23 protein-coding genes, 1 tRNA gene and 1 pseudogene are annotated in these 15,212 nt (G+C 58.1%); 19 read left to right on the top strand and 6 right to left on the bottom strand.

Annotated elements, in window-relative coordinates:
• Positions 1 to 705 (bottom strand): hypothetical protein, encoded by a 705-nt coding sequence (locus BLR71_RS01905; protein WP_092522514.1) that lies wholly within the window; start codon positions 703 to 705, stop codon positions 1 to 3.
• The gene (locus BLR71_RS01900; protein WP_092522512.1) at positions 689 to 1,678 is read right to left on the bottom strand and encodes a DnaT-like ssDNA-binding domain-containing protein; all 990 of its coding nucleotides are present in this window, start codon (positions 1,676 to 1,678) and stop codon (positions 689 to 691) included. The genes BLR71_RS01905 and BLR71_RS01900 overlap by 17 nt, the downstream gene beginning before the upstream one ends.
• On the opposite strand from BLR71_RS01900, the gene BLR71_RS01895 reads away from it, so the two are divergent.
• Positions 1,677 to 2,183, top strand: coding sequence for a hypothetical protein (locus BLR71_RS01895; RefSeq protein WP_092522510.1), 507 nt, complete (start codon positions 1,677 to 1,679; stop codon positions 2,181 to 2,183). The two genes, BLR71_RS01900 and BLR71_RS01895, sit on opposite strands and share 2 nt — an antisense overlap.
• Before the next feature lie 195 nt (positions 2,184 to 2,378).
• On the opposite strand, the gene BLR71_RS01890 is transcribed toward BLR71_RS01895, so the two are convergent.
• Positions 2,379 to 2,645 carry a hypothetical protein gene (locus BLR71_RS01890; RefSeq protein ID WP_092522508.1) on the bottom strand — a complete coding sequence of 89 codons (267 nt, stop codon included), beginning with the start codon at positions 2,643 to 2,645 and terminating at the stop codon, positions 2,379 to 2,381.
• 47 nt (positions 2,646 to 2,692) lie between these two features.
• On the bottom strand, positions 2,693 to 2,938 hold the full coding sequence (locus BLR71_RS18060; RefSeq protein ID WP_092522506.1) for a transcriptional regulator: 246 nt from the start codon (positions 2,936 to 2,938) through the stop codon (positions 2,693 to 2,695).
• A gap of 106 nt (positions 2,939 to 3,044) precedes the next feature.
• Between BLR71_RS18060 and BLR71_RS01880 the strand changes: the two genes are divergently transcribed.
• From BLR71_RS01880 to BLR71_RS01795, 18 genes and pseudogenes are all read left to right on the top strand, one after another.
• A complete protein-coding gene (locus BLR71_RS01880) occupies positions 3,045 to 3,767 on the top strand; it encodes a LexA family protein (RefSeq protein WP_245696309.1) in 723 nt (240 codons plus the stop codon).
• A gap of 110 nt (positions 3,768 to 3,877) precedes the next feature.
• Complete coding sequence (locus BLR71_RS17600; protein ID WP_092522504.1) at positions 3,878 to 4,273, top strand: hypothetical protein; 396 nt, start codon at positions 3,878 to 3,880, stop codon at positions 4,271 to 4,273.
• On the top strand, positions 4,218 to 4,694 hold the full coding sequence (locus BLR71_RS01870) for a helix-turn-helix domain-containing protein (protein ID WP_092522502.1): 477 nt from the start codon (positions 4,218 to 4,220) through the stop codon (positions 4,692 to 4,694). The genes BLR71_RS17600 and BLR71_RS01870 overlap by 56 nt, the downstream gene beginning before the upstream one ends.
• A complete protein-coding gene (locus tag BLR71_RS01865; protein WP_092522500.1) occupies positions 4,694 to 5,110 on the top strand; it encodes a hypothetical protein in 417 nt (138 codons plus the stop codon). The genes BLR71_RS01870 and BLR71_RS01865 overlap by 1 nt, the downstream gene beginning before the upstream one ends.
• A 155-nt stretch (positions 5,111 to 5,265) precedes the next feature.
• Positions 5,266 to 5,430, top strand: a pseudogene (locus tag BLR71_RS17745) (type II toxin-antitoxin system RelE/ParE family toxin); the annotation flags it as partial.
• A 73-nt stretch (positions 5,431 to 5,503) separates the two neighbouring features.
• Complete coding sequence (locus BLR71_RS17740) at positions 5,504 to 5,770, top strand: HigA family addiction module antitoxin (RefSeq protein ID WP_092522498.1); 267 nt, start codon at positions 5,504 to 5,506, stop codon at positions 5,768 to 5,770.
• Positions 5,771 to 5,918: 148 nt separating this feature from the next.
• Positions 5,919 to 6,299 carry a response regulator transcription factor gene (locus BLR71_RS01850; protein WP_092522496.1) on the top strand — a complete coding sequence of 127 codons (381 nt, stop codon included), beginning with the start codon at positions 5,919 to 5,921 and terminating at the stop codon, positions 6,297 to 6,299.
• Positions 6,296 to 6,634, top strand: a complete 339-nt coding sequence (locus BLR71_RS01845; RefSeq protein WP_092522494.1) for a hypothetical protein — start codon at positions 6,296 to 6,298, stop codon at positions 6,632 to 6,634. Before BLR71_RS01850 ends, BLR71_RS01845 begins: the two co-directional genes overlap by 4 nt.
• Positions 6,631 to 6,903, top strand: coding sequence for a hypothetical protein (locus tag BLR71_RS01840; protein ID WP_092522492.1), 273 nt, complete (start codon positions 6,631 to 6,633; stop codon positions 6,901 to 6,903). The genes BLR71_RS01845 and BLR71_RS01840 overlap by 4 nt, the downstream gene beginning before the upstream one ends.
• A gap of 261 nt (positions 6,904 to 7,164) precedes the next feature.
• Positions 7,165 to 7,488 (top strand): hypothetical protein, encoded by a 324-nt coding sequence (locus BLR71_RS01835; RefSeq protein ID WP_092522490.1) that lies wholly within the window; start codon positions 7,165 to 7,167, stop codon positions 7,486 to 7,488.
• A 34-nt stretch (positions 7,489 to 7,522) separates the two neighbouring features.
• Positions 7,523 to 8,683 carry a hypothetical protein gene (locus BLR71_RS01830; protein ID WP_092522488.1) on the top strand — a complete coding sequence of 387 codons (1,161 nt, stop codon included), beginning with the start codon at positions 7,523 to 7,525 and terminating at the stop codon, positions 8,681 to 8,683.
• Positions 8,684 to 8,924: 241 nt separating this feature from the next.
• Entirely contained in the window at positions 8,925 to 9,827 is a 903-nt protein-coding gene (rdgC, locus tag BLR71_RS01825; RefSeq protein ID WP_092522486.1) for a recombination-associated protein RdgC, read from the top strand.
• Positions 9,824 to 10,249: a hypothetical protein gene (locus tag BLR71_RS01820; protein ID WP_092522484.1), complete on the top strand. Its 426-nt coding sequence runs from the start codon at positions 9,824 to 9,826 to the stop codon at positions 10,247 to 10,249. Before rdgC ends, BLR71_RS01820 begins: the two co-directional genes overlap by 4 nt.
• Positions 10,246 to 10,929, top strand: a complete 684-nt coding sequence (locus BLR71_RS17735; RefSeq protein WP_217629299.1) for a dATP/dGTP pyrophosphohydrolase domain-containing protein — start codon at positions 10,246 to 10,248, stop codon at positions 10,927 to 10,929. The genes BLR71_RS01820 and BLR71_RS17735 overlap by 4 nt, the downstream gene beginning before the upstream one ends.
• Positions 10,926 to 11,426, top strand: coding sequence for a hypothetical protein (locus BLR71_RS01810; protein WP_092522482.1), 501 nt, complete (start codon positions 10,926 to 10,928; stop codon positions 11,424 to 11,426). Before BLR71_RS17735 ends, BLR71_RS01810 begins: the two co-directional genes overlap by 4 nt.
• Before the next feature lies 1 nt (position 11,427).
• Entirely contained in the window at positions 11,428 to 11,652 is a 225-nt protein-coding gene (locus BLR71_RS01805) for a DUF4224 domain-containing protein (protein ID WP_092522480.1), read from the top strand.
• Positions 11,649 to 12,659 (top strand): tyrosine-type recombinase/integrase, encoded by a 1,011-nt coding sequence (locus BLR71_RS01800; protein ID WP_092522478.1) that lies wholly within the window; start codon positions 11,649 to 11,651, stop codon positions 12,657 to 12,659. The genes BLR71_RS01805 and BLR71_RS01800 overlap by 4 nt, the downstream gene beginning before the upstream one ends.
• A gap of 137 nt (positions 12,660 to 12,796) precedes the next feature.
• Positions 12,797 to 12,870 (top strand) — tRNA-Gly (locus BLR71_RS01795).
• Positions 12,871 to 13,334: 464 nt separating this feature from the next.
• Here the strand turns inward: BLR71_RS01795 and BLR71_RS01790 are convergent.
• The gene (locus BLR71_RS01790; protein WP_092522476.1) at positions 13,335 to 13,853 is read right to left on the bottom strand and encodes an AAA family ATPase; all 519 of its coding nucleotides are present in this window, start codon (positions 13,851 to 13,853) and stop codon (positions 13,335 to 13,337) included.
• 79 nt (positions 13,854 to 13,932) lie between these two features.
• A complete protein-coding gene (locus tag BLR71_RS01785; RefSeq protein ID WP_092522474.1) occupies positions 13,933 to 14,712 on the bottom strand; it encodes an FRG domain-containing protein in 780 nt (259 codons plus the stop codon).
• Positions 14,713 to 15,212 lie beyond the last annotated feature (500 nt).

Below are 15,212 nucleotides of genomic sequence, written 5' to 3'. Positions count from 1 at the left end.
TCACGCCCTCCCCGTTGCGGCTTTCAGAGCAGCGAGGCCCTGGTGTGCATTCATGGCATGCGGCATGCCGGCGGCCTCGGCCTGCTGCGCAGCTCTCTCGGCGCCAGCACGGGCCGCACGATCGGCTGGGCTCAGTTGGCTGTCGTGTCCGATGGCGGCGCGGGGGCGCAGGCTCTCGCCCCGCGCTGCCCGCTCAACTACGCACTGGGCATTCCCGCTGGCGTAGTAGTGGGCGAAGGCTCGACGATGCTCGGCGAGCTCCCAATAGCTGGCGCGGCGCAGGTTGTGCAGGTCCGTGTGCTGGGCAGCGGCCTCAACGCCCTCATGCAAGTACGGCTGACCGGCAAAGACGTGGTCCTGCAGGTTGCGCCAGGCGTCCTCGAGGCTCGGCAGACCCAGCGGCTCAGGCCGCAGGCGACAGGCCTTGGCGAACAGCATCGCGCTCTCCGGTGGCCAGGCGGTCACGCCCTTAGCTACCGCTTCGGCGGCGCTCTCGTTGAGCGTCTCAAGGCCACACCGAACATGCACCACGCTCAGGTGCTGCAGCGCCCGCAGCCACTCGCCGGTGGCATCGAAAGGGACGAACTGTCCGTCGATGGTGTCGCCCCAGCCGGCCTCGCTGGCACGGCGGCGCCAGAGTGCGCCATGCAACTGGCACAGGGCATCGAACAGCCAGTCGATGGTGTCCTCAGTGACCGGGGGCATAGTCCCCGTCGTAGACCGACCCTGCTGGCGCTCCTGCCGCTTGGCCTTGGCGCTGTTGTTGAGCCCTGCGACGAGCCTCACCGGCGCTGAGCTGGGCGTGGGGCTGGCCAGCATGTCCTGTGCGGTTTGCATGGCGGTCTCCTGTGGTGGCGCTTGCCGCCTTGGTGCGGCGATTATCGTTTCGAATCCAGTCGACGAACTTGGCGACCCAGGCTGCCTGACCATGACAACGGCCTGGAGAATCGGCGTGGTGAGCGGTGAACTTGGCGAGTTGCGCCGGGGTGTACTCGGTATCAGTCGCCAGGGCGGCGCGCTGGCAGGCCATGGCGAATGCCTCGGGCTCGGGCTGCCAATCAAGGGTCATGGCGAAGCGGTGATCACTAGCCAAGGGCTGGCCGTCGTCGCCACGGCCAACAGCCTGCTCGAAAATCGGATGCTCGCTAGGCTCGCCACCCTCAACAGAGAGAGAGTAGGGGTTGGTTAAGGACGGTTCGGGTGCAGCTCCTGCACCCCGTGGCGTCGTCATTTGCACCCCGTTGGCAGAATCCTGCACCCCGCTACCTTCACGGGGTGCACTATCTGCATCCCGTGAGCCATTCCCACGGGGTGCAATAATTGCACCCGGCTTGGTCTGCATATCCGGCTCCTGCTCGTCACCGATCGGGGCGACACCCTCGAGCCCCATGCCCAAGGCCAGGTCGTATACCGTGGGGCGACGGTCGGCGCGGTCGATGATCGCCGCGGCTACTCGCTGATTGCCCTTGCGGATCACCCCCTCCTCTTGGAGCAGCTTGAGCTTGGCGATCACCGTGCGACGCCCCAGACCGGTATAGCGGCGCAGCAGCTCCACGCTCGGAAAGGCATGCCGACCTTCGTGGTTGGCATGGTTGGCCAGGCCGAACAGCACCGCCCGGGCACCGGGATCCGTGACGGCCTGCTGGTGGAGGGCCCAGGTGGTGGCTTCAACTGACATGGACACCTCCAACGAGATAGATGGCCACGGTTTCACCCGCTACATTAGGAATTGCCACAAAACTCAATGGAGCAGCACCGTGACCTACAACGAAGACAATCGACTTCCTTATCAAAAAACTTGGAAAAACCTCCGTGACGAGGCTGCCGACTTTCATGAGGCCTTCACTGGAAGCTCGAGGCGAACGAAGCATCTCCAAACAGCCCTCAAGGAAGCTTTCCGGGACTACTTGCTTCTCTGCTACTCGGAGAGCGTTAGGCTTGAACTGGGCACAGAATGGGCTCCACTTGAAGGACTGGAAGGCGCGCGGCTGATTGCCATGGAAAAGATGCGCCTGATGCCGCTTGAGGCGCGGGAGTTGGATAACCAGACGCTGGCACATGTTCTGCATCGGGAACTCCATGGCTTCACTCTTCCTGAGCAGGCTGCGGAGGCCTGCCGCTTCGATCTGTCAGATAACGGCTTGTATCCAATGATCCAGCCCCATCTTCGCCAGGGCGCCTAATCGACGAATGAGGAATGCCTAGCTGCTGGCGGCATTCGCTAATTTCCGCCAGCAGCTCCGTCTCATGAGCCTGAGCTTCGTTATCCTTCCTCCTTAGCTCAGCGGCTTCGCAGCACACGCGCTGAAGTTGACCAATCCCCCCCCCAAGCTCAGGCTCTACCTGCCAATGCTCCAGCGTTGAAATACCCTGATTCATCACTCTTCTCCTCCAAGCCGATACAGTTCGCGTTGATACGTTCGCGCCAGCACCAGATGATTCTCCTGGGCAGCAAGCGACCCGCCCTTGGTCAATCCGGTCAGTTCTGCCTGACCGGTGTGATAGGTCATCCGACGGCGTGCTTCAGCGACAGCATTGCCACGGTTCTCGGCATCCTCTATCTGAAGCGCCAGTCGCGCTGACTCGATAATGAGCTCATGTCGACGCTGATCGGCGGCATCCTGCTTGGCGGTGACTTCCGGCATCTCGCGCCCCTCCCCCTGATAAATACCTGTATGACTATCCACCCCGTTCAGGTGGTCGTTGCGGGAACCCGATCGGGGATAAGCTTTGGGGTAGAGCGAGGGGAAAAGACATCAGGCAGAAGATCAGACGCCGTCACTTCTCCCCCTGTGACCTCTTCAATGAGAACGGCATAACGCGGCGGAAGAGGCCGCTTGCCGGTACAGACTTGAGACAAGAACTGCGGGGTCATTCCGATGGCTTTGCAAAGTGCAGAGCGAGACCCATGGAAGTGGTCGATCGCTTTCTCAATCATGTCGCAAACCTAAAGCATGGCTTTATTTATGCGAAAGCATAGCTTGCTTTCTAGACACTGCCTACCCCTGCGATAATTAAAGCAGTGCTTAACAGAGGCGAACGCCGTGAAAGACATTGAGGTTTTCAAGGCGCGCGTGAAGGAGGCGATCAGGCTCGCCAAAGAGAACGGGTGCACCCAGGCGAGGATTGGCGAGGAAGCCGGCGTATCCCCCCAGGCGGTGGGCCAATGGGCGCGTTCTGGCAAGGTGTCGTCAGCTAATCTGGCGGTCTTGGCAAGGCTTTCAGGCCTGAGCCTGGATTGGTTCTACCAATCACCAAAGGTAGACGAGGTAGCGCCAAGCGGCCCGCGTGTAGGGGATGCCAACCGCGGCGATACCGTTCGCGGGGCCCTCAATGCCCAAGAAGCTCCGCAGCCTATCCGCTACTACCGTTATCCAGTGATCAGCCGCGTTCAGGCCGGCGCCTGGACGGAATGCGTGACCCCCTATGAGCCCGGCGCCGAACCCCAAGAGGAAGCCACCGACTATCGTGCCCAGGGCCGTGCCTTCTGGCTCGAGGTGCAGGGCGACTCGATGACGGCGCCTGCAAGCAGCCGCCCCAGCATCCCAGAGGGCACACTGGTGCTATTCGACACCGGCATTGAAGCCGTGCCGGGAAAGCTGGTGGCCGCCCAGCTGGACGACAGCAACGAGGCGACGTTCAAGCAGCTGATCGAGGACGGCGGTAGGCGCTACCTACGCGCCCTGAATCCGGCCTACCCGCTGATCCCCATCAATGGCAACTGCCGAATCCTTGGCGTGGCCGTGGAGGCCAAGACGCGGCTGTGATTAGACTTGGCATCATGTGACAGCCATAGAGTCTGAGATCTGTATAGATAGACAGATTTACACAGACCTATAGACGGCCTAAATTGACGGTGTATACCTAGGTAGATATGATGCTGCATCTTTTCGTACATCATGACGCTCAACAAGACTTGGATGAGCTCTGGGAGTCAGATGAGGATGCAGCAGCACTCATCGTGGCCACCCTCGAGGAGATACGAGGTAACGAGGCCCTGCTTGAAGCCATGCTTGAGCACGACTTTGGCAAGCGAGGGGATGGGGCCTCATTCCACGTCAATAAGTGGGTCCAGCTATGGCGCCAAGGCAAGGATCTATGGAGGCTCAAAGTGTGGGAGCTCGAAGATGAGAGAAAGCGTTGGCGAGTGATCTACGCCTATATTCCTACAGAGTCTCGGTACTACGTCTTGGGCATCGCCCCTAGGGAGTTTGACTATGACCCCAACCATCCGCTATCACAACGCATCTTGGCCGCCTACGAAGACCTTTGATCAGTCGAACGCTGCGACCACGTCCAGCGCTCCTGGGAAGATCATCAGCTTCGAAAAGCACAGGTATCCGTCTATCTCTGCTCCAGCGGGTTATACGGCCATTGAAGATGTCGTTGCCAAGTCTGAGAGCAATCCTCGTAAAAAAGCTGCGCTTGCACGTGCTAGAGCTAAACTCGCCGGCAAGCTACAAGGCGACGAGGGTGACACCATTCGCACTGTTCGCCTGCGCCTTGGCTGGTCACAGGCTAAATTGGCTGACTTGCTGGGTAGCAGTCAGTCTCATGTCGCTAGAATTGAGCGAGGCTCGGAGAACGTCGCCTGGGAAACCATGAAAAAGCTATGCAAAGCGCTTCAAGTCGACATGAACACCATGGATGAAATGCTGACCCGCCAGCGCCATATTTTTGAGGGATCTAACTGATGATCCACAGTATTTTTACGCTCTATAGTGACGACATCCGGCAAGAAGTGGGCAATAAGCTCACCTACGTTGGCACTTACACTGGAAGCATGCACGTCACGAAAATCCCCTCAACGCTATCCAAGATTTGCGCAACTGTCTTTTGCGTGCATGACAAAGACCAACCACCCAAAGAGATTGGTATAGAGGTATTTCTAGGTGATGATACGATAGCAAACGCTACCTTTTCTCCTGAGGAAATGCCCACAAATGGCAACGCCACTAACGACCATCCAGGCGTGATACAAGCCAACTTTGTTTTCTCTCCGCTGGAGATCAGTGAACCCAAGGCCATTCGAGTAAAAGTCAACGCTGATGGCGAGGTTCACTACGGCTTGCCTCTTAATATCATCCAGGCCGATCAAGCCAAGCCGTAGCCGCTGAATAGCGCAAGGCAAACCCCGCCCTCAAGGCGGGTTTTTTGTGGCCGACATAACGCTATGAGTCATATAACGCATAGCGTTAGAGGGCGAGCACCGGATGATCAAGAGCTTCAAGGACAAGCACTCCGCGTGCCATCGCCCGAGGGCGAGTGACGCGCAAGCTGCCCGGCGACATTCAGCGCAATGCCTTGAAGAAACTGCGTCAGCTCGAGGCCGCCGCATCCCTGGATGACCTGCGCCCCCCCCTGCAGCGCCTCGAGGCGCTGCAGGGCAATCGTGCCGGCCGGCACAGCATCCGCCCCAATGACCAATGGCGGCTGCGCTTCCGCTTCGAAGAAGGCAGCGCCCTAGACGTCGAGATCGTCGACTACCACTGGGGAGGAAGTCATGACCGAACAGCTTCCCAACATCCACCCTGGCGAGATCCTGTTCGAGGAATTCATCGAGCCCATGGGGCTGACCAAGAATGTCCTGGCCACGGAGATCGGCGAAATCACCCGTGGAGCGCGCGCTATAAGCGCCGACACCAAACTGAGGTTGTCACGCTACTTCGGTGCCAGCGATGGCTACTGGCTACGCCTGCAGAACGCCTATGACCTGGAAGAGGCACGGCGCAGCGACAAGTACTCGGGCATCTCCCCCCACACCGCCTGAGGTCGGCCCTCTACCATCACTACCTAACCCGCCCTCGAGGCGGGTTTTTTGTGCCTGCACACTCAAACAATAAAGCCACGCTTGACTAGTAAAGAAAGCATTGCTTTACTCTACCCCATCGGATCGCAACACGGATGGGCAGCCTCTCATGGAACACACACCGCCACCGCAGACCATCGATTTCGCCGGCTTCCGCTGCCGCATCGGCAAGCGGGGATCGGACTGGCCCACCGCCAAACAGGCCATGGTGCTGGCCGGCCTGGCCAGCGGGATGACCCAGAAGGAAATCGCCCGGGAGCGTGGCATCAGCCCGGCCACCGTGAAGAGCACCGCCGAAACCCTCTACTACCGGCTAAGCGCTAGCCGGGCCGCTGACGCCATAGTCAAAGGCATTCGCCGTGGCTGGATTGCGCCGCTGCTGCTGGCGCTGATCGTCAGCGCGATGGCTCCCCAGCAGCCGGCACAGCGTGTGCGCCAGCCGGTGCGCATCGTGCGGATACAGCGTCGTGAAGCCGAGGTGATGGCATGAAAACCGAGCTTCAAATCCTCAAACATCACCGCCTTAGCGATGATCTGCAGTTGCTGATCAGTCGCATCCATTTGCAAGCCATGGCGCTGAACATGCAGGGCAACCATCAGGCCATCGTCCAGTACCGCGCCAGCATCCATACCCACGGAGGCCATGAGCTGAGCGTAGACACCAAGAAGCCTAACGAATGCTGGACCGAGGGATGGGGTGTTCGCCAAGCAATTGCACTGCCTGGCGCCGCCAGCTCTCCAGAACAACGGCTAGCTTCTCTGCGCCAGCTCGGCGAGGCCGTTAATGCGCTCTCCAACCTGCTCGAAGGGGGAAAGCCGGCATGAACACTCGACTGATCGGTCCCGCGATTCTGAGCGGCACCATTCTTGGGTTACTACTCGCCGCCCTACCCGACGACCAGCGCCAGCTCGAATCCGCAATGTGGCGGGACTACTGCCAGGGAGTGGCGCAATGGCAGAGCGAAGCCAACCAGGGCGTGCCAGCCAGTGAACGCTTCGGGCATCCGGACTACGACGGCAAGGCACACCGCTGCCCGCCTACTGAGGGCGCCAGCATCACGGTGACCGCCGGCATCGGGCTCGCCGCCAACTGAATAGACGCCGCCCACCCCACGGCGGGAATGGTGGGGCTCGCTACCGGTATCGCTGGCCTGTGCCAGGTAGAACACGAGCAAAACGCCAGCAGCTGGTGACGGGGTCCACCCCGACATGCCCCGGGCGCCAGCCTCGAATTCCCTGCATTCCCCGCCTGCGGGCGGGGCTTTTTACCCGACCAGGGCAGTGGCCAGCCCATTCAACGCATACATGCGTTCAGTGGATTGGCCAGTGGCTTGGAAGAGAAAAAGGAGATCGACATGCGACTGATCGACCAACTGACGAACCATCCGCTGCTTGAGGAGCGTCCCGTGAAGGACATCTTCGAACCGATGGGTTTCGAGGTGTATCTCGACGTCGTCTATGAGCCAGATCCAGACGAGCAGCCGGAAGAGAGCGAGCGCTACCTGGCTGACATCGAGGCCTACATCGACGTGCTGCCATTCGCCCCACCGGAAGGCTTTGCAGAGCTGGGCCGCTGGAGCAACGAAGATGCCGAGATCGTGATGCTGGCGGTGAAACCGACCACACCCCTGGCTGAAGCGCTAATGGCCCCGGCGCCGGAAGCTGCGGACGCCTCCTGACACCCACACTGGCCCACGGGCCAAGGAGCGATATATGCCACAGATCAATCGCGAGGGAGTCGTCAGTTTACACGACGCTAGCCTTCACGTATGGGAAGAGCCGGAAGGCCCAGCGCTCTATGAGTGGGAGCACCAGTTCAAGAAAGACGTTTTCCTGCGCATGGCACAGCAGCTGCGCCGCATGGGATGGCGCACCGAGGTGCCGGCGGAAATGATCAAGCAGTACAGCCGCTCCTTCGCTGAGAACCATCGCTACTGTCGCAAGGGGGACCTACAGGGGTTTCTTGGCTTAAGCGGCCGCCACATCGAGTTCGCGATGTGGCAAGACGTAGCTAACGGAGATAACCCTAATGGCGGTCGCTACGACTTCGGCAAAGAGAAGCGGATGCCCTATCTGCTGTGGCTTGAGATGGAGCGCACACGGCGGCGGCTTCGCGCCTATCTATGCAACATCTTCGCCGGTTACGAATTCAACGACGAGCCGCGTGATGGTCGCAACGCGAAGTGCGGTACGAGTGCGCTGACCGCAATGGAATGGGTCGAAGGGTGCTGGCGTACTAGCTGGCATTTCAAGGGCGACATCAGCAACTACACGATCAGTGACTGCAACAGAAAATCTGCCGACGGAAAGCTGATCGAGCACGGACAGCGCGTCTACTTCGCTGACAGGAAAGGCCGAATGAGCACCGGCTTTGCCTACTACAACATCAACAACATGTGGTGGGTGGTTACAGGCAAGTACGGAGTCAGCAACGAAGCCAGCTTCGCCCTATACGTCGACAACCCAGGCGAACTTCGCCGCAAGCGTAACGAGGGACTTCGCCGCCAGCGCCTCGAGATCGAGCTGGCCAAAGCCGTGAAGGCTATGGACTTCCTGCGGGCTGAGACCCTCAAGGGAGTCCTGTTTCCCGCTGACGAACCGCTTTATCTCATCTGGCATAAGGGGCATAGCGCCTACCACCGCCCCGGCGCCTGTGGCTACACGCCCGATCCCGTCGAGGCCGGCAAGTTCACATGGGAGGAGCTGGGGCGATTCCGGCCCGATCAAGGCATGGAAGACAGCCTAAGCCGGATCGTGCCTCTCGACCTGCAGCAGGTGGCCGCGCAACCCCCATTACACCTGGAAAGCTACCGCCAGCGCGGTCGGCAGCCTAACCAGTGTCTTGGAAGACACGAGGACTCGACATGCAACTGACGAAACCACAGCAACGCTTGATCGACACCATGCGCCAGACCGGACAAGTCGCCCATCTGATGCATGGGGGGGGCGGCTCTTCGACGGCACACCCGTTCACTACCGCACGGTCGAGTCCCTGGCAGGCAAGGGCCTGCTCAAGCCGGCAGGTAGCGACCTGCTCGGCGACGGCATCGCCTGTTATCGGCTGAACGAACAAGACAACACGCACTGATCGGCAACGCCGGATAGGGAGTAAGACATGATCAGTAATGCCATCGTTTTCAAAGCAGAGCTTCCTAGCATTGAGAGCCTGCGCCAGCACTTCGCAGAGCTCGCCTATCGAGAATTAAGCGATACGGAGTACAAGCGTCACTGCTTCGTGATGAACGAGGTGACAGGCGACTTGGTGACAGATTTCCCAGGCGGCTTTGCCATTTGCCTTCGCACTGACGAGAAGGTCATCCCGCCGAAGGTGCTGCAGGCGGAAACCGACAAGGAAGTCACCAATATCGAGGAAGCGCAAGGCACTAAGGTGCCGCGCAAGACTCGGCAGGCCATTAAGGAAGAAATCTTCTTCGCCCTGTGCGAGCAAGCGCTGGTAAGCACCTCCTACACATGGGCGTTCTACCACCAGGAGCATCAGCTACTGATCGTCAATACCGGCGGAAAGTCGAAAGCTGACGCGCTAGTGAATTCCCTGATCTCTGCTGCTGGAAGCGTCAAGACACAGACGATTCATATCAGCGACATCAAGCATGGCATAACCAGTCGACTCCAGAAGCTAATCGAGGGAGAAGACGACCAAGCCTTCGGCCAACTCGATGTTGATGACCACGCCCTGCTGGTGCGCCGCTTCGAAGAGGTCGAGAAAGTTACCTATGCAGGCGTCGACATCACCGGCAACCAAGAGCTGCTCGATCAGCTGCGCGCCGGGTACCGGGTCGAGGACTTGGGCATGATCTTCGATCGCACCCACTTTCGCCTGACCAGCGAGTTCCGCCTCAAGTGCATCAAGCGGGAGCCAATCGATAGCGACGAAGATGATGACGATCATGCGCACCAGTGGCGCATGCAGGCTCACGAAGAGACGCAGGCGATTGCCGGCATCGTTGCCGAACTATGCCAACTTCTGGAGTACAAGGAAGAGGAGGTGGCGGCATGACACGCAAGCACCGGAAATGGTCCCGCGAAGAGTACGACCGCCTCGATGAACTGGTCAAAGCTGGCTGGCGGTATGCCGACATAGCTGCCGATCTGGGTCGTGGGATCATCGAAGTTCAAGGCGCAGCCCAACGCATCGGGCTCATGCGACATGATCGTCAGGGCTGGCGGCGGATCGACTGGGATGACATAGACCAAGCCGTCGTCGACTGCCTCGAGGCGCAGCTGATGACCATCGCCCAGGTGGCCGCACACCTCACCGCCATCGGAAAACCGGTCTCGTCCCAGTCTGTCTATCGCCGCGTGGCCGGCATGCCCCACTGGATCCGCGAGCGCGCCAGGGCCAACGGTGCCGCACGCCGATCAGCCGTGGCCGCTCGCATGCGTCGGCGCCAGCAACTGAAGCATAAGGAGGCGGCATGACTGAAATGGACGAACTCAAACAAGAAGCGGTAGAGCGTATCTACTTGATACCCGACCGCGATGAAGGACGGCTTCGCTATGTCTGGTGTGACGATCCGGCACCGGCATACGGCATGGATCAGGACGAAGCGGTTGAGTACGTGCGGCGAGACAAGTACGACGCACTGGCGGAGAAGCTTGAAGCTGTCCGCCTAGAGGCCAAGACGCACGCACAGGAAGCCCGCACACAGCGTTCCACCGTGCATGAAATCTATCAGCTAGTCACCGGGGCCAGTGGAGAGCCAGGCGACTGGCATGGCGTCAAGCCGATCAGAGAGCTGGTGGCCGAGCGCTTCGCCCGCGGCAATCATCTAGACATGGTTGCTCACATGCACCGCCAAATCGCTTTCTCGACCCGCACATTCGGGCCAGGTGAACGCCAGCAAGGCGTCATCGACCACATCCGCAAAGAGTTGCGCGAAATAGAGGATGCTCCCAACGACCTCGAGGAGTGGATCGACGTCGTTCTGCTTGCGTTAGATGGCGCTTGGCGTTCCGGTCACACCGCCGCGGAAGTTGTCGCCGGGCTAGATGCCAAATTGAGCAAGAACGAGCAGCGGGAGTGGCCAGACTGGCGTACGTCTGATCGCACAAAAGCCATCGAACACGACCGTACAAAAGACAGGGAGCGAGCCGAGTGACCAGGGCCTCACACACTCACAAAACCGAAGGCGGTCGATTCGTCGTGCAGGCGGAGACGCCGGGGTCTGGCCCACTCGAGGGCCAGGTCCTGGTGGTGTACCTCGATCTCGACAAAGAAGTATCGAGTGCTACCACCAAGGACGACTGGCGCCAACATTGGAAAGAAATCGCCCTGGACGACTGCGCCCTCTGCCTTGGCAGCGGCCGTGACGCCATCAAGGGCAACAAGGCCAACCCCTGCGGCGGCTGCTACGGGCTCGGGAAAGTACGGATGGACGGCGGAACGCCAGAGGACCGCTGGCAGCTGGCAGACGTGGCCATGCGGATCATTCAGCGCCAGCGAACAGAACTGCAAAGGCTGGCCACCCTGGATGCCAACCCAGCAGTCCAGGCACTACTGAAGCGCCAGCAGAACGAGGCTATTGGGGAACAGGAACAACAATGGCGAGCGGGCCCGGGCCGTGGCCACGGTGGGCGCAGGCATACAGGAGACTGATATGGGACTGGTACTTTCAAGGGTGGAACTGAAAGAGCTGACCGGCTGCGCCAGACGCGCTAGTCAGCGCCAGCACCTGGATGCACTAGGCATTCCCTATCGGGTCAAAGCAGATGGGTGGCCAGTGGTACTGCGCCAGGCAGCGATTGAGGCGCTCGGAGGGGATGCGGCAAACGATGCCCATAATGAAGAAGCTAGCATCGATATGGGGTTCCTTGACTCATGAAGGACATGCCGAAGCGTTGGCAGTACAAGCACGGGGCCTACTATTACCTGCCTCGCTTGCACGAACGAGAGATGTTCGATGGCAAGACCTGGTACCGGCTGGGCAAAACCTACAGCGAGGCACTGCGGGCATTCGCCGAAATTCAGGATCTACAGCTGACCGAGAAGCTCGCAAGCTTGATCGATCGCTACGAAACCGAGGTGCTCCCCACAAGAGGGATCAGCACCCAGAATGGCTATAAGGTCGCACTGCGCCGGCTGCGTAAAGGCCTTGGTCACAACCCTGCCGGCAGCATCTCCCCCAAGCTGATGTACCGTTACATGGATGCACTGACGAAAAAGAAAGGCATGCAGGTGGCGAACACCGATCTAAAGGTGATCAACCAGGTGATGAACGCTGCGGTGCGCTGGGGTGTGATAGAGCGCAACCCGCTAAAGGGCACAGTGAAGTATTTCGGGAAGCGCGATGGTCTGGCCAAAGCGCGCGATCGTTACGTCGAAGACTGGGAGCTTGCCGCCTGGCAAACCGTTGCAACGCGCCAGCAGCGAGCGTTCGCCGCCATCGTCATGCTCACCGGCATTCGCAAGTCAGATTGCCTGCGCATCATGGAAGCGCACGTCAGCGAGACCACGCTGATGGTCGACGTTACAAAGAACAAGCGGCCGGTTGTTTTCGAAATGACCGACGCCCTGCAAGCTGCCATCGAGGAAGCACGCGCTTGCAAGCCGACTCGGTCGCTCTATCTGCTGCCAAACAGCAAGGGCGAGTGCTACGTCAACGAGCGCGGCGAGAGCAAACCATGGGACAAGAGCTGGCGCCGAAGCATGACGCGCGCCATCGAGTTGTCTGACCTCGAGGAAGGTTTCACCCGGCACGACCTGCGAGCAAAGGTTGGCTCAGATGCAGAAGATGAACGCCGCGCACAAGAGCTTCTCGACCACACCAGCCCGAGCACAACGCGCCAGCACTACCGCCGCAAAAAACGCGCCATACGGCCTGTGAAATGATCCCAAAAACTGTCTAACGGAAACTACCCGGAAAACCGCAAAACAAGCACTTAAACGGGGAAAATGGCTAAAAAAATTAGACAGTTTTTTGCGGCTTGCAACGCACAAGGGATTGAGTTTACTATACAAATCGGCTCGCGGGTGTAGCTCAATGGTAGAGCAGAAGCTTCCCAAGCTTAAGACGAGGGTTCGATTCCCTTCACCCGCTCCAAAAGTCCGCATCATCCTGTCCGGCTTGCCCTGCCCTCCTCGTAACCATCTGTTTTTCCTGAACATCATCTATCTCACTGCCTGATCATCATCAAGCGCAGTGACGAATGCTGTGTATGGCTTGGCAAGGTTTGGTCATGACGTGACATCCACCTCCCACGCCCCAAACAAATGCACCGCCCCCAACCGTTGAAGTGGTAGCAGGCCCAAGAGCCGAACACGGTATCTCTGGGTGATGATTCCAGCGACTTGCCGTCCGTCTCGCCTGCGTCAAAGCAAAACGCCCCGCCGGGAGGTCGGCGCGGCGTGATGTTGTGTGGCGCCCGGCGTAACTCTCGCCAAGCGGCACAGTAAGCCACCCCAAGAGTGGGTATTTGTATTTGTCCAGAGCATCGGCAGCACACGGCCATGAGCAGATGTTCAGCCAGAGCAGATAACGCCGAAGCTCAGAAGCGCCATGGACGGTCAACTGAAGTGATTAGTCAGCCCTTTACACCTTAAAGCTTCTAATTGATCAGATACTGACATAGCCCCCTCTAGCTTTATGACGGGACATGGCCGCTGTTCTAGCCATGACCGGTGCCTAGCGAGACTTCTTCCTGGTACAGCACCTTGATCATACTGTGCTGCCCACTCCAGGAAATCGGGATCTGCAGCGCCGAAAAGATAGACCTCTCTTTCCCGTAACCTCTTCAAGCGGATATGGGTTTCCACATAAAGAAAGATAATCACATCAAAAGCATTCTCAACCTGCTCTCCCCATTGCATCACAGACCCAGAGACAACTGCGTTCGGACAGCTTTCCAAGCTCGACATCATTAGTCTACGCCTTTCCTCTACAGGTCTTTTCTGCGTGAACGGCGGATTGGTTTCTAACCAATAGAAGTCATCAGCTTCCAAAAAAGAGGCATTCATCTCCTTGGCGACAGCCTTACCGAGTGTGCTTGTTCCAGAGCCTGCCGCGCCAGTAATGAGAATATGCATGATAGAGACCTAACGCCGGGCTTTGCGGCGGTTGTGGAGGAGTGAAGCGACGGAGCAAGCGTCCGACAACAGCCCCTTGTTAAGCATTGATAAGCAATGCCTGTTCACGGACGATTCTCCTCGTGAGCGCATTCAAGTCGCGATAGATATCGTCTTCCTTAAACCCAAGCGAGTAAAGTTGCTCAAGGATTTCGGCTCTTTTGGAAGGACTTTTAAGCACGAGCTTCGTAATGCATTCACTTGTTGCACTACCAAAATATTCTTCAATGCCTTTCAGTTCCTTCCCATGAAATGTGAAGCAACCTTTCTGGGCAGAAATCCTTGGATTAACTAGAGGGTGCTTAAAAGCAAAAGGGTTCGCCGGAACTTCGCTAGTGAGCCCCTCGCGCAGCATGCCAGGGAGCCAGGATTTCGTTGGGCAATGATCCAGATTGGTCTTTGGCACAATATTGCTTTCAAAGCCAGTTGTAATTTTGTTGAGATCGGTAGGAGACATAGCCCATACAGCATTCGATGTTTCTGACTCTTTTTCCATAGCAAAGTAGAGAGCAATCAATGGAGAGGTTGTCCAATCCAACAATCTCGTCGGCAAACCATAGTGCTGCATCAGCGCATAAAGCTCCAACGGATCTTTAATCGCTTCTGAATAAAAAGAGCGGTAATAAATCAGAAATTCACCAACGCATGACTCTTCTAAATCAAGATCTATTTTTTTCCAGACACATCCGGGAACTAGTGAGTAACCTGACTCTTTCACCCCACGAAACCAGACACCACTGGGGTGTAGGTTCCATGCATGAGGAAGACGCCGAACAATTTCCAAGTATTCCTGAATTGAGTCGAAAGCGGTTTCATTCATAGTTATAACTACGCCATATAGGTGCTTAACAGGTATTAGACAGCGCGCTCGTTTATTGACTTGAACGAGCGCGCATTCAACATTCTTATGATGCCACACCAACCCATTGATTTTTCAGTGTACTTTCGTTGGCATGGCTATATAACGCCAATAAACGCGTCTGCTGCCTTTGCCGTCATGTCGGCTTCGGGTCAGAAGCAGATGGGTGATCCCCACGGACACATTCACGAGAAAATGCAGAGGAAACATGGCTTGCTAGGAAATGGTTGACCATTGGGCAGCATCCTTGCGCCATCGAGACTTAACCCAGCCTATCGGGCCCATACCTGGCTGTCACCCTAGATGGCGCAAGAACTAATCGGCTTTTGGTAGTAGGTTCGGGAAAGGATGATGATTACTTTGTCAGTAGAGCCACCACCGCAGAGCTCCCCAAGTTGTGCTGTAGGGCCAACTCTTTCATAGTCCTGCAGTCTGCTGTCGTGCATGCCCAGTGCCCCACC

Origin of the sequence: Onishia taeanensis, assembly GCF_900100755.1 — a bacterium.
GTDB classification, from domain to species: Bacteria; Pseudomonadota; Gammaproteobacteria; order Pseudomonadales; family Halomonadaceae; genus Onishia; species Onishia taeanensis.
Note: the sequence above shows the minus strand (reverse complement) of the source record. Positions and strands in the feature narration are given on the sequence as shown.